This is a genomic window from Massilia jejuensis, assembly GCF_042656795.1.
Classification (GTDB): Bacteria; Pseudomonadota; Gammaproteobacteria; order Burkholderiales; family Burkholderiaceae_D; genus Telluria; species Telluria jejuensis.
Map to the genome: position 1 here is coordinate 38,222 of NZ_JBHSMS010000011.1, position 21,102 is coordinate 59,323.

Here is a 21,102-nt window from a genome sequence, read left to right on the forward strand (position 1 = left end):
TTGTAGGCGCAATCCTACGCTGAGACAAGGAAATCCACTACGAAAACTCATCCATACGCGGGGCGTGCGCAAGCGTGCGCGACCTTGGGAAAAGGGCCGCGCAGGCGGGTTCGGGTCAAATCCGGGTCAACCGGCGAAGCTGAAAGAGGATGTAGGCATACTCTGCGGTGGCGCGCCCTGGCGGCGCGTCGCTTCAGCCCGGCTGGTACGGCTGCGCGCCTTCGGGATGGCCCTGGCCGTCGAAAGCATCGGCGGTCGAGACGTCGTCGATGCCGATCGAGCCGAGCGCATCGCATAATTCGTCGACTTCGGCGCCCAGGTCGGCGGCCAGGTCGACCGCCTTGGCCACCCCGCCCCAGGGCGGTCCGCCGTCGAGCGCGTACAGGTTGACGCGCAGTTCGATGTGATCGCCGGCAGCGAGCGGCGCGACGACGGCGCGCACGCGGTCGGCGGCCAGCTCCTTGGCCGAGAGCAAGCCGTTGATCTCGGACAGCGTGCCCAGCAACGCCAATTCCGACACGCCCTGCTCCTTGGCGCCGTGGAAGAGGTCCTGGTAAAGGAAGTCGATGCCGAGCCGGTCCGGGTCGCGCGCCAGGCAGCGCCGCACCAGCGGGGCCACGCGTGCGGTCCAGGCGCGGTAGCGGCGCATGCGGTCGGCAAAATACACGTCGGCGTCGATCTCGTCCTTCGGCACGGCATAGAACGGGTCGTCGACGCGCTTGAGCGAAAAACCGAACAGGAAGCGCAGCTCCATTGCCGTCTCGTCGGGCGCGAAGCGCTCGCCGGTCCAGCCGCGGATGCTCGCTTCGAGCAGGGGCGCGGCGACCGGTTTGCGGCTCGTCATCGTGGCCGCTGCTTCGCGCAGCAGGTCCTGCAAGGCGGAATAACCGATATGGTCGGCCTCGGCAAGGTCGTAGGCATGGCGCACCAGGGCGACCCTGGCCTTTGGACTGTCGAGTTCTGCGGCGACGAAGCTGGCCGCCAGTTCTTCATACGCGGCGTCGTCGACGAAAGTTTCCTCGGCCACCAGGCCGCCGGTGCTGCGCACGAACAGGGGAATCAGGAAGGCGTCGATTTCGAGTTCGGGCTCGTCGTCGCGGCGCAGGCGCAAGGTGGCCGAATGCTCGCCGATGTGGCCGCGCAGCAGGCGGCAAGCCTCGGGATCGGTGAAACGCGCCAGTTCGATCGCGCCGTAGAGCACCTCGTCGCGCTTCTTGCGCAAGGCCTTGCGTATGGCAACGAGCAATGCTTCCTCGCGCGCGGCGGCCAGCTCCGGGTCGGTCTCCTCGCCTTCGGCCACCTCGAGCGCGAGGTCGGCCAGGGCCTGGGCCAGCGCATCGGTATCGGGTTCGGCGGCGCACGCCGGCTTGCGCGGGACCGGCTTTTTATTTTTCGGCATGGTAGGCGGAATCATCGATGAAAGCGCCATGGTAGCGCATCGGGCGCCCTTCGAGCCAGCGCCCCCGGCCGCCCGGTTCAGGTTTCGGCGTGCACGCCGGCCAGGGCCAGCGCCGCCAGGATTTCTTCCGGTTCGGCCGGCTTGGCGATGTGCAGATCGAAACCGGCTTCGCGCGCCCGCACCTTGTCGGCCAGCTGGCCGTAGCCGGTGAGCGCGATCAGCAGCGTATCGGCGAATTGCGGCATCGCGCGCAGGCGCCGCGCCAGCTCGTAGCCGTTCATGTCGGGCAGGCCGATGTCGAGGATGAACACGTCGGGCCGCTCGAAGGCCGCCCACTCGAGCGCGCTGGCGGCGTCGTAATAGGTCGAGACCAGGTGTTCGCCGGCCGCTTCCAGCAGCAGCGACAGACTGACGGCGGCATCGATGTTGTCGTCCACCAGCATCACGCGCAGCGCCGCCGGCGGCGCATGGCGCACGCTTTCGCGGGTCCGGCGCAGGCTCGGCGCGGGCGTGGTCAGCGCCGCCAGCTCATGCTTCAGGGGCAGGTGGACGGTAAAGATGCTGCCGCCGCCGCGTCCGGGACTGCTGGCGTCGACATTGCCGCCGTGCAGATGGACCAGGCTGCGCACCAGGGCCAGGCCCAGGCCCAGGCCGCCCTCGGCGCGGTCGGGTTTGCGTTCGCCCTGCGAAAACAGGTCGAACACGCGCGGCAGCAGCTCGGCCGTGATGCCGTCGCCGTCGTCGGCCACCGACAGGCTGGCCTCGTCGCCGCTGGCGGCCAGCGACAGCTGGATCGAACCGCGCTGCGGCGTGTACTTGGCGGAATTGGTCAGCAGGTTGGCCACCACCTGGGTCAGGCGGGTCTGGTCGCCGCGCACCGTGACCGGGGCCTTCGGCACGCGCAGTTCGAGCCGGTGCTGGCGCTCCTCCATCAGCGGACGGGTTTGCTCGACGGCGCGCTCGACGATGTTGCGCAGGTCGACGTCTTCCAGGTTCAGCGTCACCAGGCCGCGCGTGACGCGCGAGACGTCGAGCATGTCGGAGAGCAGCCTGTTCATGTGCTCGACCTGGCGCCCGATCACGTCGCCGGCGTAGCGCGCGCGGTGGCCGTCAAGGTCCGGCAGCTTGAGCAACTGGGCGGCGGTGCCGATCGGCGCCAGCGGATTGCGCAGTTCGTGACCGAGCATGGCGAGGAACTGGTCCTTGGCGCGGTTTTCCTCTTCGGCCATCTGGCGTGCCTGCTGGGCCCGTTCGAGCTGGGTCTGGCGCTCGCTGCCGGCGCTCTCGCGCGTGCTCTGGGCGCGCCGCAGTTCATTGCCGGCCTGGCGCAGCGCGCCCAGCAGGCGGTCGATCTCGATGATGCGCGAGCGCCGTTGCGCCGGCATGTCGCCGCGCCCGAGGGCGCTGGCCGCGTCGAGCGCAGCCCGGATCGAGCGCGCATGCCCGCGCGAGAAGCAGGCCGAGACCGCCACTGCGAAGGCCAGGGCGGCGACCAGGTCCAGCGCCGACGCGCGCCGCGCGCCGCCCGGTGCGGGCGCCACCGCGCTCGCCGGCGCGCCGACCGCGAGCAGCCAGCCGGCCAGCGGCGCGCGCGCGAAGGCCACGGCGCCAGGGTCGCCGTCGCGCAGCGGCATGTCGAGCATGCCCTGGCCGGCTAACGCGCCGGCAGCCACCAGCGCCGCCGGCGCGCTGCGCCCCACCAGCGTGGCCGCGCCGTGGTTCGACGCCACCAGCTTGCCATTGCGGTCGACGAGGTCGACCTGCCAGCCGGCGGGCAGCGAGGCCTGCGCCAGCAGGCGCCGGAAATGGTCGCTGCCGAACGCCGTGCCCAGCACGTAGCGGCGCCCGCCGGCCACCACCGGCATGGCGACCGCGGTGGCCAGCCCCCCGCCGGCGCCCCCCGGCAACAGGTCGGTGACGACGGCCCGGTTGGTGGCGAGCATGGCGGGAAAATAGGCAGGAACCGGTCCGGCGGGCCGGGCCGCGCCGGACCCGGCCGGGGTCTCGAACAGCAGGCGTCCATGCACGTCCATCAGGACCGGCCAGGCGTGCGGACCGCCGGCGGCGGCCCGGGCTTCGGTCCGGTAAGCGTCGAGGTCGCCCCGCACCAGCGCCGGCGAGGCGGCCAGCACGGCCAGGGCCGCCTGCCGGGCCGACAATTCGGCGTCCACCGTCCAGGCGGCGCGCTCGGCGGCGCGGACGACGGCGGCGCGCGCCAGTTCGCGCTCGCCCGCTTCCAGCAGGCGCAGGGCGAAGCCGGCGAAGAGGATCACCGGGACCAGGATTGCCGCAGCCATCAAGTACAGGTAGGCACGGATTTGCATCGCGAGCTCACAGGTAGACGGCCGTCGACATGACAGCCAGCAAAATCGATGATACCGATCCTGCAAGGTAAAGCAAGGAAAGAGTGGAGAAACGCAACGGCGGCCACGCCCGCCCTCCCCGCCATGGCGGGCTGTGCGGTGTTATGCTTCGCCCATCCCAACCGCAGCCTGCAGGCGCCGACTTCGGCGCACCCATCCTTCCATTCCATGACGATGCTCGACAACTACTTCAAACTCAAGGAAAGCGGCACCGACGTTCGCACCGAACTGCTCGCCGGCCTGACCACTTTCCTGACCATGGCCTACATCATTTTCGTCAACCCCTCGATCCTGGGCGACGCCGGGATGCCGAAGGAAGCGGTGTTCGTGGCGACCTGCCTGGTGGCCGCCCTCGGCAGCGCCGTGATGGGGCTGTACGCCAACTACCCGATCGGCATGGCCCCAGGCATGGGCCTGAACGCCTATTTCGCCTACGCCGTCGTGCTCGGCATGGGGGTGGCCTGGCAGGCCGCCCTGGGCGCCGTGTTCATCTCGGGCTGCCTGTTCATCCTGGTCTCGGTGCTCGGCCTGCGCGGCATGATCGTGAACGGCATCCCGCATTCGCTGCGGGTGGCCATCACGGTCGGTCTCGGCATGTTCCTGGCCCTCATCGCCCTGAAGAACGCGGGCATCGTCGTCGGCAGCGAGCCGACCCTGGTGAAAGCGGGCGACCTGCACAAGCCGGAAGCGATCATGGCCATCGTCGGCTTCCTCCTCATCGTCACGCTCGACCGCCTGAAGGTGCGCGGCGCGATCCTGATCGGGATCATCGTCGTCACCGTGCTCAGCTTCTTCTTTGGCGGCAATACCTTCAGGGGCGTGTTCTCGGCCCCGCCGTCGATCGACCCGACCCTGTTCCAGCTCGATATCCCGGGCGCCTTATCGAGCGGCATCATCAACGTGGTGCTGGTCTTCTTCCTGGTCGAACTGTTCGATGCGACCGGCACCCTGATGGGCGTGGCCAGCCGCGCCGGCCTGCTGGTCGAAGGCAAGATGGCGCGTTTGAACAAGGCCCTGCTGGCCGACAGCGGCGCGATCGTGGCCGGAGCCGTCCTCGGCACGTCCAGCACCACGGCCTATATCGAAAGCGCGGCCGGCGTGCAGGCCGGCGGACGCACCGGCCTGACCGCCCTGGCCGTGGCCGTGCTGTTCCTGGCCTGCCTGTTCATCGCGCCGCTGGCCGGCGTGGTACCGGCCTACGCCACCGCGCCGGCCCTGCTGTTCGTTGCCTGCCTGATGCTGCGCGACCTCGGCGAGATCGAATGGGGCGACACCACCGAGAGCATCCCGGCGGCGATCACGGCGCTGGTGATTCCGTTCACCTATTCGATCGCCGAAGGCATTGCCTTCGGCTTCATCACCTACGCCGCCCTGAAGCTCACCACCGGCCGCGCGCGCGACGTCAAGCCGGTGGTATGGGTGATCGCGGGACTGTTCATTTTCAAGATCGTCTACGTCGGCACCTGAGCCGGCCTGCGGTTGCGGTCGGGCGCGGGCGACCCGTTTCTACTGCTTCTAAGATACAATCAGCGCCGGGCCCCTCTGCCGCACAGCGTGCACCGGCGCTCATCCGCTGAACGACCGGACGGTACGCGCCCCGGCTTCTCCGCCGGCGGCGCGGCCGCACACAAGCCCATGAGACTTTTTCCGTTTTTCACGCTGGCCCTCCTCGGACTGGCGCACAGCCCCGCCTTCGCCGGCGGCGACGAGCTGCCCGAGATCGGCAGCATCCACGACGCCCTGACAGTGGCGCGTCCCGACACCATTCCCGACGGCAGCTGGTTGACGTCGGCCGAACTCGGCGCGATCAGCACCTCCGGCAATACCACCGGCACTTCGATCAGCGGCAAGGTCGACGCCCGCCACGAAACGGCCAACTGGAGCAATGAGTACATCGTCGCCGGCTTCTTCAAGGAAGACGAGATCACGGACGACGACGGCGGCCGCTACCGCCAGCGCTCGGCCGAGCGCTGGGCGCTGTCGGCGAAAGCGGCCTACAAGCTGATGAAGGAAGGCGCGCGCGCGTTTGTCCTCGGCTCGCACGTCAACGACAAGTTCGGCGCCTACACGCGCTACACCTCGTTCGCCGTCGGCCACGGCTCGCAGCTCTACAGCACCGACGACAGGGTGCTCGACGTCGAAATCGGCCCGGGCTATTTCAGGGGCCAGCGCGAGACCGGCGAGCTCGAAAGCGGCATGACAGTGCGCGGCGCGGCGCGTCTGCGCTGGCAGGTCAGCCCGTCGGCGGCATTCGTGCAGACGGTGAGCGTCGAGCGCGGCACCTCGAACGTGCACTCGATCGCCGAGTCGGCCCTGTCCACGAAAATCAACGACACGATGCAGATGAAGGCGGCCTTCTCGGCGCGTAATGATACCAACGTACCGGCCGACAAGAAAAATACCGATACGCAGACCTCGCTGACGCTGGTCTACTCGTTCTGAGCGCACGCGAACATCGCCGCATGGACCGGCGCACCGACTACAAGACCGCGCTGCTGATCGACGCAGCGCTGCGGGCCGGCGGCTCGCCGGCGCGCGCGCTGGCCGGCATGGGCGTTGCGTTCGCCACCGCCCGCCGCGTGCTGACCCGTCCCGACGCGCGCCGCCATCCGGCCCCGGCGCCGGAATTCAAGCGCGCATCGTAACGGCCGGGGAGCGCGTCACGCCTGCGGCTCGTGCACGTCGTCCTCGGTGACCGGTTCCGCGGCGATCTTTTCCTCGGCCAGCTTGTGGTCTTCCTCGTCGGCCGCCAGGCCCTCCTGTTCGGCGCCGCGCACATGGTCGTAGACCAGCTCGACCAGCATCGGAAAATGGTCCGAGCCGAAATGCGGCAGGCGACGGATCAGGCCAAGGGTGAAATGGCGGCTGTGGAACAGATGGTCGAGCGGCCAGCGCAGGAACCAGTGGTCGGCATGGAAGGTATTGAACATGCCGCGCCCGATGCGCGGGTCGAGCAGGCCGCTGATCTTGCGGAACAGCCGCGTGGTGGTCGACCACGCCACGTCGTTCAGGTCGCCGGCGACGATCACCGGCGTATCCAGGCCGGCCACGCTCTTGGCCACCACCAGCAGCTCGGCATCGCGCTCGGTCGATTCGTCATGCTCGGTCGGGCTGGGCGGGGCCGGATGCAGGAAGTGGATGCGCACCTTGCGCCCCGAGGGCAGCACGACGATCGCGTGCATCGAGGGGATGTCGTCCTCGACCAGGAACTGGATCTTGCCGTCTTCCAGCGGCAGCTTCGAATACACGTGCATGCCGTACAGGTTGTCGAGCGGGCATTTCATCGCATACGGGTACTCCGGCTCGAGCGCGTCGAGCCGGTCCTGCCACCACTGGTCCGTTTCCAGCGTCACGAAGACGTGCGGCCGGTGTTCGCGGATGAGCGCGATCAGGGCGTCGGACTTGCGGTTCGGGGTGAGGACATTCGCGGTCAGGATGCGGATGCGGTCGCCCGGAGCGTCCTTCACCGCCAGCTTGACCTCGTTCTTGAACGGACGCGTGTACGGGATGATCCACCACGCCTGGTAGGCCAGGCACAGCGCGGTGACGATCATCAGGAGCGGCGTTGTACGCTCGCCCATGTCGAGCAAGACGAGTTCCGCCACCAGCACGCACAGCGCCAGGAAAGTGATCTGCAGGCGCGGGAAATCGAAGTCGCGCACCCACCATTCGGCGTGTTTCGACAGGGGCACGAGCGTGGCGAGAACGATCAGTACGACCAGACCGGTGATGATGGCAAAAGACATAGTGAGTCGATCCTGAAAGCTGTTCCGCGTCTGATGACAATCAGACAATACCTGAAGTATGCACGGTTCCTAAGAATCGGACTGTGCGCTAGCGTGCGCAGTTCACCACCTCGGTGCGCCACTTGCCAGCAGTGCGTTGGGACGACGGCCAACTACGCGATACTGGATGCCCGACCCTTTGCCGCGACAGTCCAATCGATGACCACACCCAGCCCGGAAAGCGCATTCCTGATCCTGACCCCGGACGGCCTTGCCGACATCGGCGCGCGCGTGCACCACGCCGGCGCCGCCTTCTATCTGAACCCGGGCGTCGCCTCCGGAGCGGAAGTGGCGCGCCTGCGCGCGGCCGGCGCCCAGGTGCACGTGCTGCCGCAGGCGCTCCCCTTCGACCTGTCCGGCCAGTTCGAGCAGGTGCTGCTGGCCGCCGGCCTGCCCGCCGGGCGGCTCTGGATCGAGCATCCGGCACGCGAACCCGCGCGCGATACCGCCCCGGCGCCGCTGGCCGCGCTCGACACCGCCGAGGCGGAACCGGCACTGCACGAACGCCTGGCGACGGGCGCCGCGCGCCTGGCCGGCGGTGCCCTGCGGCGCCTGCGCAGCGCGGGCGGCGACCGGCCGCTGCTGGTGCTGCCCTACCTCGGCTTCGGCAACGCGCGCAAGCTCTGGATCAGGGGCCGCGTGCTCGACGAGGCGAGCTTTCGCGAGCAGACCGGCCAGGACAGCAGCTGGAGCAACCTGGTCGCACTGTACCACCGGCTCGAATCGGACGAGGTGGCCGGCGCGCGCGTGCTTGCCCACTTCGACGGACGCACCTGGGAAAGCGTGACCGACGGCGGCGGCTATTTCGAATTCGAGATCACGCCCGCGTCCGCGCTGGCCGGCGGCTCGCACCGGATCGGGCTGGAACTGCCGGAATGGAAGGGCACCGACGGCGCGCCGATCCGTGCCTCGGCCGAGGCCTTCGTGCCGGCCGCCGGCGCCCGCTTCGGCATCATCAGCGACATCGACGACACGGTCCTGTGGACCAATGTCACGAACAAGCTGAACATGGCCCTGATGCTGGCGCGCACCAACGCGCATACGCGCAAACCCTTCAAGGGCGTGGCCGCCTTCTACCGCGCGCTGCGCGACGGCGCCGCCGGCAACGAGGACAATCCACTCTTCTACGTCTCGAGCAGCCCCTGGCACCTGTTCGGCTTCCTGGTTGATTTCCTGAAGCTGCAGGGCATTCCGGTCGGTCCCCTGCTGCTGCGCGAACTGGGCCTGCGCGACGTGTTCAAGCCGACCCAGCACGGCAACCACAAGCTCGACAAGATCGAGCTGATCCTGAGTTTTTATCCCGACATGCAGTTCGTGCTGATCGGCGACAGCGGCGAGAAGGACCCGGAAATCTATACCGAGATCGTGCGCCGCCATCCGCAACAGGTGCGCATGATCTACATCCGCAACGTCAACCCGGACCCGGCCCGCATCGACGCGCTCGACAGCCTGATCGAGGAAGTGAGCACGACGGGCACCCAGCTGGTTCTGGCGCCGGACAGCGTGTTCGCCGCCGCGCATGCGGCGGCCGAGGGGCTGATCGGGGTGGACCGGCTGGCGGCGGTGCGCTCGGACAAGAAGGAAGACGATGGCATCCTGTCGGCGGGGTGAACCGGTACCGGTCCAGGCCCGCCGGGCCGCCGTCCCGCTTGCCCGTCAAGCCAGCGACACCCCGGTCCGCCGCCCTTCGCTACGCACCAGCATCAGGGCCGCCAGGCTCAGCAAGGCCGCACCCGTCAGGTAATACCCGACGTATTCGATCCCGTGCCTGGTCGCCAGCGAGGTCGCCACGTACGGCGCCAGCGAGGCCCCCAGGATACCGGCCAGGTTGAAGGTCAGCGACGACCCGGTATAGCGCACCTCGGGCGGGAACAGTTCCGCCAGCAGCGTGCCCAGCGGACCGTAGGTCAGCCCCATCAGCGACAGGCCGATCACCAGGAACAGGCCCACCGCGACCAGGTCGCCGGCCACGAACAGCGCGCCGAAGAACAGGCCGAAGAGCGCGATCGCCAGCGTCACGCCGATCATCGCGGCGCGGCGCCCGAAGCGGTCCGCGAGCAGCGCCGATGGCGGGATCAGGAGGCCGAAGAAGATCACGGCGCCCAGCTGCAGCACCAGGAACTCGGTACGCGAATAGCCCAGCCCGGTCGTGCCCCAGCTCAGCGCGAACACGGTCAGCAGGTAGAACAGCACGAAGGTCGACGTCGCCATCAGCGTGCCCAGCACCAGGGCGCGGCCATGGTCCTTGAACACGGTCACGACCGGCACCTTGACGCGTTCGTTCTTGTCGAGCACGGCCTGGAAGTCCGGCGTTTCATGGATCTTCAGGCGCACGTACAGGCCCACGCCCACCAGCAGCGCGCTCGACAGGAATGGCACGCGCCAGCCCCACTCGAAGAACTGGGCCTCGGTGAGCGACTGCGTCAGCAGCAGGAACACGCCGCCCGACAGGAAGAAGCCGATCGGCGCGCCCAGTTGCGGGAACATGCCGTACCAGGCGCGCTTGCCCGGGGGCGCGTTTTCGGTGGCGAGCAGCACCGCCCCGCCCCACTCGCCGCCCAGGCCCAGGCCCTGGCCGAAGCGGCACAGGGCCAGCAGCAAGGGCGCGAGCGTGCCGATGCTGGCATAGGTCGGCAGCAGGCCGATCACGATGGTCGAGATGCCCATCGTCAGCAGCGCCGCGACCAGCGTGGCCTTGCGGCCGATGCGGTCGCCGAAGTGGCCGAACAGGGCCGAGCCGACCGGGCGCGCGAAGAAAGCGATGGCGAAGGTGGCGAAGGATTGCAGGACGGCGGCGGCCGGGTCGGCCGCCGGGAAGAACAGTTTCGGGAACACCAGCACGGCGGCGGTGGCGTAGATGTAGAAATCGAAGAATTCGATGGTGGTGCCGATCAGGCTGGCGAACAGGACGGTACGCGCCTTATTCTTTGGCGGCGTCATGCGCTCACCGCCTTCGCCAGCGCCGCGCGCACGTCGTCGATGCTGTCGGGACGGGTGACGCGCGCGACTTCGACGCCGTCCTTCAGGACGACGACGGTCGGCCACAGCTTGATCTTGAACGAGCGGCCGAGCGGGCGGCCCGGACCGTCTTCGACCTGGAGGTGCCTGGCATCTGGGAATCCGGCGAGCGCAGCGGCGATGAGCGGCTCGCCGGCGCGGCAATAGCCGCACCAGTCGGTGCCGAAGTCGAGAGCGACAAGGCCGGGCAGCGCGTCGACAGCGCTGCGCTCGGGCTGGGAGGTTTCATAAGTCATTGGTTACTCCTCAATAGTGCCGATCGGACAAGCGTAACCGAAACACCCGGCCCTAGCCAAGGACTTATTGCACTTACAACAATAGACGCTGTCACCGCTGCGTATAGAAATTGAACTGCTGGGCTCTATCATGGTCGAACCGCGATCGACCATCGAGCGCAGTCTGGCATGCAGGCAAGACGCTTCACACTATGGCTAAGGCAATTGAGTACATTACCGTGGCGCCAGCGCGCGCACCTCGTACCTCGTCGATGCCGGGGGCCAGCCGCCCGCGGCTGGGGCGCATGCGCGGGAACTTTCCAACATCGGCGCGGCAACCGGGCAATACGCGCCCAAGGTGAGGTGCTTAACCGACGATGCCGGGGCTGGCTGGCATAGTTGTTTTTAATTCGTCAACAGGAGGCCAGCATGTCCGATAATCTGCAAAAGTCCGGTCAGCAAGACCGCAGCCGCATCAACGTGCATGAAGAATGGGAAGTACGCTACTGGACCGAAGCGCTTGGCGTGACCCGCGAAGAATTGGAAAAGGCCGTGTCCGACGTGGGCGTTTCGGCCAACGCGGTGCGCGAGCACCTCAACAAGCGCAAGTGAGCGCGCCTGGCGGGCGCCGCGACTGAACCCCGGTACCCGGGCCCGGCGAGCCCGTCGTCATCGATCGGACGCCATGCGCGTCCCACCGGCCGCGGCGCCACGCCGCCGCCATCCCCGCGACAGCAGGTCCACCGGCCCGCTCCACGCCTGATCCACGGTCGATCCACGCACGATCCGATCGCAGCCGGGTCGCACACCGCCTGCCGGGCTGCCGGGCTGCCGCCCGGCGCTCCGCGCGCCTTCGCGCCACCTCTTCCATAAAAAAAGGAGCCCAGAGTGGATATCCGCGCCTTCGTTACCTCTCTCGACATCACCGTTCCCAACGCGCTGTTCGCGCTCAGCCTGGCCGTGGCCAGCTTCGTCGTCATCCATGGCACCCTGGCCCTGTTCCGGCGCCGCCTCGACCAGCTGGCCGGCGAGTCGGCGCACCGGCCCGTGGCCGACGTATTGCGGCGCACGCTGGCGCGCACCAGCAACCTGGTCGTTCTCGCCACCAGCCTGCTGATCGGGCTTTCCGCGCTCGACCTGCCGCCGCCCTGGAACGGCCGCGTCAGCCACCTGTGGTTCCTGACCCTCGGCCTGCAGCTGGCCATCTACCTGCACAGCGCCATCAAGGTCGGCGCCAGGCGCTATTTCCAGACCCACGGCCACGCGGCGGCCGACGCCCAGGTCACGGTCGCGCATACCCTCATCATCTGGGTGCTGCAAACGAGCGTCTGGGTCATCTTCGCGCTGGCCCTGCTGGCCAACCTCGGCATCAACATCTCGACCTTCGTGGCCAGCCTGGGCATCGGCGGCATCGCCATCGCCCTGGCCGTGCAGAACGTGCTCGGCGACCTGTTCGCCTCGCTCTCGATCGCCATCGACAAGCCCTTCGAAGTGGGCGACTTCATCTCGACCTCCGACACCTCCGGCACCGTGGAAAAGGTCGGCTTGAAGACGACCCGCCTGCGCGCCCAGAGCGGCGAGCAGATCATCGTCTCGAACGCCGAGCTGCTCAAGGACACGGTCTCGAACTTCAAGCGCATGGTCACGCGCCGCATCGTCTACAACGTGCGCGCCCATCCGGACACGCCGCCGGCGCTGGCGGCGAAGGTGCCGACCGCGGTGGCCGAGTTCGTCGCCCGCCACGACAAGGTGCGCTTCGACCGCGCGCACCTGTCGAAATACACCCAGGACTACATCGAGTGGGAAATCGTTTATACGATACTGGACGCCGACTACGAGCTGTTCATGGATACCCAGCAGGCCATCATCCTGGCCTCGATGCAGATGTTCGCCGAGCTCGGCATCTCGACCGCCCCGCGCGCCCAGCAACTGCTGCTGCAGGAAGCGCTCGAACCGGGAGCGCCGGAGCTGCCGCAGGACCGCGGCGCGCGCCAGCGCGCCGCCTTGCGCAGCCTGCCCAAGGCAACTTGAACGGAAATGCCAGTCATTCACGAGGAGGATGCGATGAACCAGCCGAAGCAACAGCAGGACCCGCCGGGCCAGGAGAGCGCCCTGCGGCCGCAGGCCGACCACGGCGAAACGAGCTACCGGGGATCGGGCAAGCTGGCCGGAAAAGCGGCCGTCATTACCGGCGGCGACAGCGGCATTGGCCGCGCGGTGGCGATCGCCTTCGCGCGCGAAGGCGCCGATGTGCTGATCGCCTACCTGAACGAGCATGAGGACGCGCGCGCGACGGCGCGCCTGGTCGAGCAGGCCGGCCGGCGCGCCGTCCTGTTGGCGGGCGACCTGGCCGAACCCGCCCACTGCCGCGCCATCGTCGCCCGCGCCGTGCAGGAATTCGGCCGCATCGACGTGCTGGTCAACAACGCCGCTTTCCAGATGAGCCGCGATTCGATCGAAGAAATCCCCGACGAGGAATGGGACTACACCTTCGCGGTGAACATCACGGCCATGTTCCATACCTGCAAAGCCGCCGTCAGGCACATGAAGCCCGGCTCTTCCATCATCAATACCAGTTCGGTGAACTCGGACAATCCGAAACCGACGCTGCTGGCCTATGCCACGACCAAGGGCGCGATCGCGAACTTCACCGGCGGGCTGGCGCAGCTGCTGGCCGAAAAAGGGATCCGCGTGAACTCGGTGGCGCCGGGGCCGATCTGGACGCCCCTGATTCCGGCGACGATGCCGCCGGACCAGGTGGAGAGCTTCGGCCAGCAGGTGCCGATGAAGCGGCCCGGGCAGCCGGCCGAGGTGGCACCGGTGTATGTGCTGCTGGCGTCGGACCAGGCCAGCTACATTTCGGGCGCGCGCATCGCCGTCACGGGCGGCACGCCGATCCTGTAAAGGCTGCCGGCCCCGGTTGCGGCGCCGGACAGCGCCGCGCCCCGCGACATGCGGGCGCCGCGATCGCTCACTCGAGCTGCGTCGACACCGGCTGCGCCGGCACGCCTTCCATCGGCGCCTCGATCACTTCCTCGGCCTCGTCTTCTTCCGGCTCCTCCACCTGCGGCTGCGGCTGCGGCTCGTCGGCCGGAATGCCCTCGATCATGTCCTCCGGCTCGATGAATTCCTCCTGCGGCGCTTCCGGCGCGGCCCGCACCGGCGCCGGCGCGCGGCCGCCCGGGAACAGCGCCGCGCGGTCGATCTTGCCGGCGTCGAGCGCGGTGCGGAAGAAGTCGCCCACCAGCAGCAGCGCGTTGTGGCCGCCCTGCCCCCAGTAGCTCGAGCGCATCGTCATGCGATTGTCGTTGAAGCCGACCCAGGCGCCCGCCACCAGGTTCGGGTGCATCAGGATGAACCAGCCGTCGGCGTTGTTCTGGGTGGTGCCGGTCTTGCCGGCGACGTCGCCGTTGATGCCGAAGCGGTAGCGCACGCCGGTGCCCGTGCCGCGGTTGACGACGCCGCGCAGCATGTCGATCAGGGTCACGCTCGACGCCTGCGACATCGCGCGCTCGGGCCTGTTGCTCGCGAAATCGGCGATCACGTTGCCTTCGCGGTCGGTGATGCGGCGCACGAAGACGGGCTTGCGGTACTCGCCTTGCGCGGCGATGGTGGCGTAGCTGCTGACCATTTCGAGCAGGGTGACCGGACTGGTACCCAGCGCCAGCGAAGGCACGGCCGACAGTTTGCTCTGGCGGATGCCGAGGTTCTGCGCCAGCTTCACCACCGGCGGCAGGCCGACGTCGCGCATCACCTGGGCCGTGATGGTGTTCTTCGAGAATACCAGGCCGTCGCGCATCGTCATCTGGCGGCCGGACGTGCCCGACATGTCGGTCGGGCGCCAGACGGTGCCGTCGGCGGCGCGGATATCCATGACCGCGTCGACGTAGGCCTGCTCGGGCGAGAGCCCGCTTTCGAGCGCGGCGCCATACACGAAGGGCTTGAAGGTGGACCCCGGCTGGCGCATGGCCTGCGAAACGTGGTCGAACTGGTCGCGCGCGAAATCTCGGCTGCCCACCCAGGCCTTGACTTCGCCGCTGGCCGGATCGATGGCGACGAAGCCCGCTTCCAGGCGCGCCTTCGATTCGCGCAGCTTGCGCATGAAGTCGCGGTCGGCCTTGATGCGCTTGAGCGCGGCGGCCGGTGCCTCGCCGCCCTCGACGGCCTTGCGGTAATCGGGCGTCTCGCGCACGAAGGCATCGAGCTGGGCGCGGTGCGTGGCCCAGTAATAGTCGAAGGGCGCGATGCTGCTGCGCATGGAGGTGTAAGTGCCGATCGAGGTCGAGCCAGGCAAGCCCGGATTGGCCCACTCGACGTCGGCCACCGCCTGCAGCGCCCCGGCCTGCTTCTCGACCGCGCGCAGCGCCGCTTCCTGCAATCCGGCGTCGAGCGTGGTCGTGACGATCAGGCCGTCGAGCGCCAGGTCGTAGTCGTTTTCGTCGGCCCATTCGAGCAACCACTTGCGCACGTGGGCCGTGAAGTGATTGTCGCGGCCGCTGCGCTCGGCCTGGCGCTCGAAGTCCAGCCGGATCGGGCGCCGCGCCAGTGCCTTGTAGCGTGCTTCGTTGAAGGCGCCATGCTTGTACATCTGCCCGAGCACGACGTTGCGGCGCGCGAGCGAGCGCTCCGGGTTGGTCACCGGGTTGTAATAGTAGGTTCCCTTGAGCATGCCCACCAGTGTGGCCGCTTCGAGCACGTCGAGCTTCGCGGCCGGCTTGTCGAAATAAGTACGCGCCGCCATCTCGATGCCGCGCGCGTTGTACAGGAAAGGCACCGTGTTCAGGTAGGCTTCCAGGATCTCGGTCTTGCTGTAGGTATTCTCGATCTTGATCGCAGTGATCAGTTCCTTGAGCTTGCGGTTGATGCTGCGCGCACGCCCGATCTCTTCCGGGAACATGTTGCGCGCCAGCTGCTGGGTGATGGTCGAGCCGCCCTGGGCGTCGCCCTTCAGGCTGGCCAGCAAGGCGCCCGCGATGCGCGTGAAGTCGACCCCGTGGTGATCGTAGAAGCGGTGGTCCTCGGTGGAGATCAAGGCTTTCACCACATGCGGCGAGACCTGCGACAGTTTCACCCGCTCCTGCAGGCCCTGCTCGAAGGTGCCGAGCTCCTTGCCGTCGGTGGACAGGATGACGGTCGGACGCGCGCTGCTGACCTGCTTGAGGTCGTCGATGCCGGGCGTGAGGGGAATCAGGATGATCAGGTAGACGACGAGCGCGGCGACCAGCGCCGCGAACGACAGCAGCCCGACCAGGAACACCTGCTCGTGGCGCGGCCGGCCGGAAATGAAGCCATGGGCCTGGCGCACCCCCGCCCTGGCCTTGCCCCCTGCGCTGCCGAACAATTCCCGGGCCTGCTGCCGAATACCATTGTCGAGCTTCTCGTCCTGATCCACTGTCTTCCTTGCTGAATTAATCTTCGTGCGCGCAGTATAGCCGACCGCGCCTGCCGCCCGCGCTCGCGCAGGGCGGGCAGCGCGCATGGCGCCGTTCGCAGCCCGCGCGAGGGCTTGTACTTTCCGCTATGATGTCACAATGTCTTTACAATTGAACCCCGCCGAAGCGTCTGAACCCGAGCCCGCCACGCGCGTATTGCGCCAGTTCCAAGTCGTCTTCAACTCCGTGAAAACCCATTTCCGCCAGGTCGAGCGCGAAGCCGGCCTGGGCGGCGCCCAGCTGTGGGCCCTGTCCGTGATCGCGCAGTCGCCGGGCATCGGCGTGACCGAACTGGCGCGCGCGCTCGATATCCACCAGTCCACCGCCAGCAACCTGGTACGTACGCTGGCCGGGCGCGGCCTGGTCTCGACCGCGCGCGAAGGCTTCGACCGGCGCGGCGTCGCGCTGCGCCTCCTGGCCGCCGGCGACGCGCTGCTGCAACGCGCGCCGCTGCCCTTCGCCGGCGTGCTGCCGGGCGCGCTGGCGAGCCTGGATGAAGCGACCCTGCACCGGCTCGAGGCCGATCTTGCATGCCTGATCGCCCGGCTGGCGGCCGACGAAAGCGCGGCCCAGCTGCCGCTCGGGCAGCTATGACGGGCGCGCACGGGAATGGCGCCGCGCCGGCCTAAAAAAAACCCGGCGCGGGGCCGGGTAATGTGCCTGGCTGAACGGCCTAGGGACCGTCGGCACAATTCAGGACTTCCTGAATGCGGGAAAGCGCTGCGCCGGGCATTACTTTGCCGGGAAGTCCGGCTTCAGGCGTTGATCGACCGGCACCGGGAAGGGGAAGCCGAGCACCAGCGCGCGCCCGCGCACGCGGTTGCGCGCCTGGCACTTGCGCACGCAGAGCGTCGACGGCGGCGCGACCTCGACGGCGTCCTCCCCCATCACCTGGCCCATGCGCCCGCCGCTGGCCACCATCCAGCGCGAGACGCGGCCGCAGTGGAGCACCGTCTTGGGGCCGCTGCGGGTGGCGATCTGGTTGCTGCAACCCGGCTCGTCGAGGCGCTCGGCGACCTGGGGGCTGTCGCGGCCGACGAATTTGTGCGAGAAGGAATTACCGAAGTTGATACGGGACGGCACGACGATCGTCGTGTCCTTGTAGGGAACGGTCTCTCCTTCGCGCCTGCGGAAATTGCCGTTATCGAAGTAGAAGGCTTCGGCCGCCAGGATGTGCGTAAACAGGGTACGGGTCTGGTCGTCGCGTTCGGGCTCCATCTGGAACAGGCCGCCGCTGGCGCAATCCTTGGCCTGCACCTTCATGGTCAGGCCCGGTCCTTCGCGCAGGATCACCAGGCCGTCCTCCTTCAGCCGGAGTTCGACGTCACTGGTCAGTACGAGGCCGCGGTGGTTCGGAAGCTTGCTGTCGAACACGCTGGTCGGCCTGCCGGCCGTGAGGTCGAGCGGATTCGGCGCGCCCGTCAACCGGTAGTTGAAAATCCCGAAAGTCTTCTTGTCGATCTCGAACTGGACGTATTTTCCGCGCACGGCAATGACCTCGCCCGTGCCGAGCGCGTTTGCGGCGATGGTGCGGTCCTGGGGGGCGCTCAGGCCGAGCACGGTAAAGCCGCCGCCCGCGCAGCCATCGGACGAGGCCGCGCTGGCCTGGCCGGCGTAGCCGGCCGCGAGCAGCGCGCCGGCGAGGGCGAGACAGGCGGCGCGGCCGCCGGCTGCACGCGTGCGAAACGGTTTCTGGTTCATCAGGGTCTCCTCGGATATGGATAGGGGCAGTGCGACGCCATACGTCATCAGCAAGGCCCATGCCAGCCAGCCTTGCCGGGCGTGGCGTCGCGCCGCGCAGGTTCCTCCCGCGCATTTCGGGTGATTTCACCCACCCAGGGCGTGTTTTGCCCCAGTCGGGACCGGCCGCTGCACCGCGCCCACTTCACCCTTGTGGAATAAATGCAATAAGGGCAATAAAAGGTGGGAAGGCGTGGCGGTCCGGAGTAATATCGCCCCATGCGCAGTGCCCGAGGCCGGCATACCGGCTCGCGGTCGGCGCGCCGCAAGCCGCTGGGTCTTCGCCTGCCCGTCGCCTGCCCGTCGCTTGCCCGTCGCTTGCCCGTCGTCTGCTCCTCGTCCGCCTTTAACGCTGGGGGAATCCGCACCGTGAATCGCATCGACACCGCTGCCGCCAGCCAGTTCGACCTCATGCGACGGTTCTTGTTGCTGAGCCTGATCGCGATCTGCCTCGCCTCGGTCGTCTCGGCGGCCCTGATGTCGCGTTTCCTCACCCAGCGCCTGCTGCAGCGCGATGCCGAACTCACCCAGGATTTCGTCCAGAACGTGATGGCCATCGAACTGGCCCGCGGATATTCGCTCGACCATCCGCAAGCGGCACGCGGGCTGCTCGACTTTCTCCAGCACGTGGCCGCCATGCCCGACGTGGCGCGCGCGAATGTGTACGGCACCGACACGACCTTGCTGTGGTCGAGCGAGAACCGTCTCGGCCAGGGCAAGAAATACGGCGCCAACCCCGAACTGAACGAAGCGCTCAAGGGCAAGCTCGAAATCGAGAGCGGCGAAGTCGGGGTGAACGGGGCCGCGAAGGCGGAGCATTTCTACCTTGGCAAGTCGCACATGCGCTTCGTCGAGATGTATATCCCGATCCGCGATGCCGCCACCAAGGCGGTGATCGGCGTGGTCGAGGTGTACCGGATTCCGATTGCCCTGTCGCGCGCGATCAATGCCGGCACCGCCCTGACCTGGATGATCTCGATCGGTATCGGCCTGTTCCTCTACCTGGTCCTGTTCTGGATCGTGCGCCGTGCCGACCAGCTGATCCGCTCGCAGCAGGAGCAGCTGGTCGAGTCCGAGACCATGGCCGCACTGGGCGAAATGGCCTCCGCCGTCGCGCACGGCATCCGCAATCCCCTGGCGTCGATCAGGTCGTCGGCCGAACTGTGGCAGGATGCGCCGCAAGCGCTCGGCGGCGAGTCGGCCAACGACATCATTTCGGAAGCGCAGCGCATCGAACAATGGATCCGCGAGCTGCTGACCTATTCCCAGCTCCCCGACTACCGCAGGGAAGCGCTCGATCCGCGGCCCCTGATCGTGCAATGCGTAACCGGCTTCGCGCGCGAGGCGAAGCGCCGCAACACCGCCGTCGACCTGGCACTGGCGCCGCAGCTGCCGCCGATCCAGGCGAATGCCGCCCTGCTGACCCAGGTGCTGAACAATGTGGTGTGCAATGCGCTGGAAGCCATGCCGGCGGCGGGCGGGAGGATCGTCGTGGCCGCCGACGCCGCGCCGGGGGGCCGGGAAGTCGAGATCCGGATCAGCGACACCGGCGCCGGCATCGCGCCAGCGGACATCCACAAGATCTGCCAGCCGTTCTTCACGACCAAGGCGAAAGGACTGGGCGTCGGCCTGACCCTGGTGCGGCGCATCGTGAAGCGCTTCGGCGGCCGGGTCCGGATCGACAGTATCCAGGGCCAGGGCACCGCGATCACCCTCGTTTTCCTGGCGGCCGGACGATGACGCGCGCGATCCTGATCATCGAGGACGAACTGGTACTGGCCAAGAACATCAAGGCCTATCTGGAACGGCATGGCTACGAGGCGGTCACCGTCGACTCGGGCGAAGACGGCCTGGACCGGCTCGACGCCTTCCTTCCGGACGTCGTGGTGCTCGATTTTCACCTGCCGAAGATGAACGGGCTGGAGGTGCTGGCGCAGATACGCGCCAGGATCCCGCTCATCAAGATCATCATGATCACCGGGAACGCGACCGTCGAGGTGGCGGTGCAGGCGATGAAGCTGGGCGCGTTCGATTATCTGCCCAAGCCGATCGTGCTCGGCGAGCTGCGCCTGCTGATCGACCGCGCGCTGGGGCACGAGCGCGTCGAGAAAACCCTGAATTACATCCAGGCCCAGCAGGCGAGCAAGAGCGAGCTGAAACACTTGCTGGGACAATCGCCGCCGATGCTGGCCCTGAAGGAAGACATCCGGCGCCTGGCCGAGGCCGAATGCCGCCTGGTGGACAACGATCTGCCGACCGTGCTGATCACTGGCGAGACGGGCACCGGCAAGGAACTCGTGGCCAGGGCCGTCCATTACGCGGGCGCGCGCCGCACCCAGCCTTTCATCGAACTCAATTGCGCGACCATTCCGGCGCACATGCTCGAAGCCGAACTGTTCGGCTACGAACGCGGCGCGTTTACCGATGCGCGCGAACGCAAGTTCGGCCTGATCGAGGCGGCCGACGGCGGCAGCCTGTTCCTCGACGAGATCGGCGAGCTTGGGCTGGGCATGCAGGCCAAGCTCTTGAAGGTGCTCGAAGAAAAGAAAGTGCGGCGCCTGGGCGGCCTGCGCGAGCAGCGCATCGACTTTCGCGTGATCGCGGCGACCAACCAGGACCTGCACAGCCGCGTCCTGCAAGGAAGTTTTCGCTCGGACCTGTTCTACCGCTTGCGCATGGTGCACCTGCAAGTGCCGCCGCTGCGCGCGCGCTCGAGCGACATCCTGCTGCTGGCCCAGGCTTTCCTCGCCGTGCACGCGGCGCGCTACCGCAAGCCGCGCCTGTATCTGGCCGCCGATGCGCAGCAGGCGCTGCGCGACTGGCATTGGCCGGGCAACGTGCGCGAGCTGCGCAACATGCTCGAGCAGGTCGCGCTGATGGCGCGCGAGGATGCGGTCACGGCGCAGGACCTGCTGTTTCCCCTGCCTCCGGGCGGGCAGGCGCCGGGCATCGTGCCGCTTGCGGCCGCGGCCGACCAGAACATGAACCTCGAAGACGTCGAGCGTCACTACCTGATTGCCGCACTGGGGAAATCGAAGTGGAACGTCACGCGCGCGGCGAAATTGCTGGGCCTGTCGCGCGATGCCCTGCGCTACCGCATCGAGAAGTACAGCATCCGCAGCGGCCTGAAATAGCGGCGCGGCGCGCTCG

At 67.9% G+C, this 21,102-nt stretch carries 17 protein-coding genes; 10 read left to right on the top strand and 7 right to left on the bottom strand.

Features of this window, described 5'->3' with window-relative positions; all coding sequences use genetic code 11:
* Positions 1 to 193 precede the first annotated feature (193 nt).
* A complete protein-coding gene (locus tag ACFPOU_RS02650) occupies positions 194 to 1,399 on the bottom strand; it encodes a hypothetical protein (protein ID WP_379716793.1) in 1,206 nt (401 codons plus the stop codon).
* Positions 1,400 to 1,476: 77 nt separating this feature from the next.
* Positions 1,477 to 3,723: a hybrid sensor histidine kinase/response regulator gene (locus tag ACFPOU_RS02655; RefSeq protein WP_379716796.1), complete on the bottom strand. Its 2,247-nt coding sequence runs from the start codon at positions 3,721 to 3,723 to the stop codon at positions 1,477 to 1,479.
* A 207-nt stretch (positions 3,724 to 3,930) separates the two neighbouring features.
* On the opposite strand from ACFPOU_RS02655, the gene ACFPOU_RS02660 reads away from it, so the two are divergent.
* The 3 genes from ACFPOU_RS02660 to ACFPOU_RS02670 all read left to right on the top strand — a co-directional run bounded on the left by ACFPOU_RS02660 (position 3,931) and on the right by ACFPOU_RS02670 (position 6,407).
* On the top strand, positions 3,931 to 5,229 hold the full coding sequence (locus tag ACFPOU_RS02660) for an NCS2 family permease (protein WP_379716799.1): 1,299 nt from the start codon (positions 3,931 to 3,933) through the stop codon (positions 5,227 to 5,229).
* 168 nt (positions 5,230 to 5,397) lie between these two features.
* The gene (locus ACFPOU_RS02665; protein ID WP_379716802.1) at positions 5,398 to 6,204 is read left to right on the top strand and encodes a DUF481 domain-containing protein; all 807 of its coding nucleotides are present in this window, start codon (positions 5,398 to 5,400) and stop codon (positions 6,202 to 6,204) included.
* Positions 6,205 to 6,224: 20 nt separating this feature from the next.
* A complete protein-coding gene (locus ACFPOU_RS02670) occupies positions 6,225 to 6,407 on the top strand; it encodes a hypothetical protein (protein WP_379716805.1) in 183 nt (60 codons plus the stop codon).
* Positions 6,408 to 6,422: 15 nt separating this feature from the next.
* On the opposite strand, the gene ACFPOU_RS02675 is transcribed toward ACFPOU_RS02670, so the two are convergent.
* The gene (locus ACFPOU_RS02675) at positions 6,423 to 7,508 is read right to left on the bottom strand and encodes an endonuclease/exonuclease/phosphatase family protein (protein ID WP_379716808.1); all 1,086 of its coding nucleotides are present in this window, start codon (positions 7,506 to 7,508) and stop codon (positions 6,423 to 6,425) included.
* Positions 7,509 to 7,706: 198 nt separating this feature from the next.
* On the opposite strand from ACFPOU_RS02675, the gene ACFPOU_RS02680 reads away from it, so the two are divergent.
* Positions 7,707 to 9,158: an App1 family protein gene (locus tag ACFPOU_RS02680; RefSeq protein ID WP_379716811.1), complete on the top strand. Its 1,452-nt coding sequence runs from the start codon at positions 7,707 to 7,709 to the stop codon at positions 9,156 to 9,158.
* A gap of 45 nt (positions 9,159 to 9,203) precedes the next feature.
* Here the strand turns inward: ACFPOU_RS02680 and ACFPOU_RS02685 are convergent, their stop codons facing one another.
* Together ACFPOU_RS02685 and ACFPOU_RS02690 are read right to left on the bottom strand one after the other, a co-directional pair.
* Positions 9,204 to 10,487, bottom strand: coding sequence for an MFS transporter (locus ACFPOU_RS02685; protein WP_379716814.1), 1,284 nt, complete (start codon positions 10,485 to 10,487; stop codon positions 9,204 to 9,206).
* The gene (locus tag ACFPOU_RS02690; RefSeq protein WP_379716817.1) at positions 10,484 to 10,801 is read right to left on the bottom strand and encodes a thioredoxin family protein; all 318 of its coding nucleotides are present in this window, start codon (positions 10,799 to 10,801) and stop codon (positions 10,484 to 10,486) included. The genes ACFPOU_RS02685 and ACFPOU_RS02690 overlap by 4 nt, the downstream gene beginning before the upstream one ends.
* Before the next feature lie 408 nt (positions 10,802 to 11,209).
* Between ACFPOU_RS02690 and ACFPOU_RS02695 the strand changes: the two genes are divergently transcribed.
* From ACFPOU_RS02695 to ACFPOU_RS02705, 3 genes are all read left to right on the top strand, one after another.
* The gene (locus ACFPOU_RS02695) at positions 11,210 to 11,392 is read left to right on the top strand and encodes a DUF3606 domain-containing protein (RefSeq protein WP_379716820.1); all 183 of its coding nucleotides are present in this window, start codon (positions 11,210 to 11,212) and stop codon (positions 11,390 to 11,392) included.
* Positions 11,393 to 11,668: 276 nt separating this feature from the next.
* Positions 11,669 to 12,811, top strand: a complete 1,143-nt coding sequence (locus ACFPOU_RS02700) for a mechanosensitive ion channel family protein (protein WP_379716823.1) — start codon at positions 11,669 to 11,671, stop codon at positions 12,809 to 12,811.
* Positions 12,812 to 12,844: 33 nt separating this feature from the next.
* The gene (locus tag ACFPOU_RS02705; protein ID WP_379716826.1) at positions 12,845 to 13,684 is read left to right on the top strand and encodes a glucose 1-dehydrogenase; all 840 of its coding nucleotides are present in this window, start codon (positions 12,845 to 12,847) and stop codon (positions 13,682 to 13,684) included.
* A gap of 67 nt (positions 13,685 to 13,751) precedes the next feature.
* Here the strand turns inward: ACFPOU_RS02705 and ACFPOU_RS02710 are convergent, their stop codons facing one another.
* The gene (locus ACFPOU_RS02710; protein WP_379716829.1) at positions 13,752 to 16,172 is read right to left on the bottom strand and encodes a penicillin-binding protein 1A; all 2,421 of its coding nucleotides are present in this window, start codon (positions 16,170 to 16,172) and stop codon (positions 13,752 to 13,754) included.
* Between the two features lie 139 nt (positions 16,173 to 16,311).
* On the opposite strand from ACFPOU_RS02710, the gene ACFPOU_RS02715 reads away from it, so the two are divergent.
* The gene (locus ACFPOU_RS02715; RefSeq protein ID WP_379716832.1) at positions 16,312 to 16,806 is read left to right on the top strand and encodes a MarR family winged helix-turn-helix transcriptional regulator; all 495 of its coding nucleotides are present in this window, start codon (positions 16,312 to 16,314) and stop codon (positions 16,804 to 16,806) included.
* Positions 16,807 to 16,944: 138 nt separating this feature from the next.
* Here the strand turns inward: ACFPOU_RS02715 and ACFPOU_RS02720 are convergent, their stop codons facing one another.
* Complete coding sequence (locus ACFPOU_RS02720) at positions 16,945 to 17,913, bottom strand: hypothetical protein (protein WP_379716835.1); 969 nt, start codon at positions 17,911 to 17,913, stop codon at positions 16,945 to 16,947.
* A gap of 408 nt (positions 17,914 to 18,321) precedes the next feature.
* Between ACFPOU_RS02720 and ACFPOU_RS02725 the strand changes: the two genes are divergently transcribed.
* Both ACFPOU_RS02725 and ACFPOU_RS02730 read left to right on the top strand, forming a co-directional pair.
* Positions 18,322 to 19,692, top strand: coding sequence for a sensor histidine kinase (locus ACFPOU_RS02725; protein WP_379716838.1), 1,371 nt, complete (start codon positions 18,322 to 18,324; stop codon positions 19,690 to 19,692).
* Positions 19,689 to 21,086 carry a sigma-54-dependent transcriptional regulator gene (locus tag ACFPOU_RS02730; RefSeq protein WP_379716841.1) on the top strand — a complete coding sequence of 466 codons (1,398 nt, stop codon included), beginning with the start codon at positions 19,689 to 19,691 and terminating at the stop codon, positions 21,084 to 21,086. The genes ACFPOU_RS02725 and ACFPOU_RS02730 overlap by 4 nt, the downstream gene beginning before the upstream one ends.
* The last annotated feature ends 16 nt before the right edge of the window (positions 21,087 to 21,102 follow it).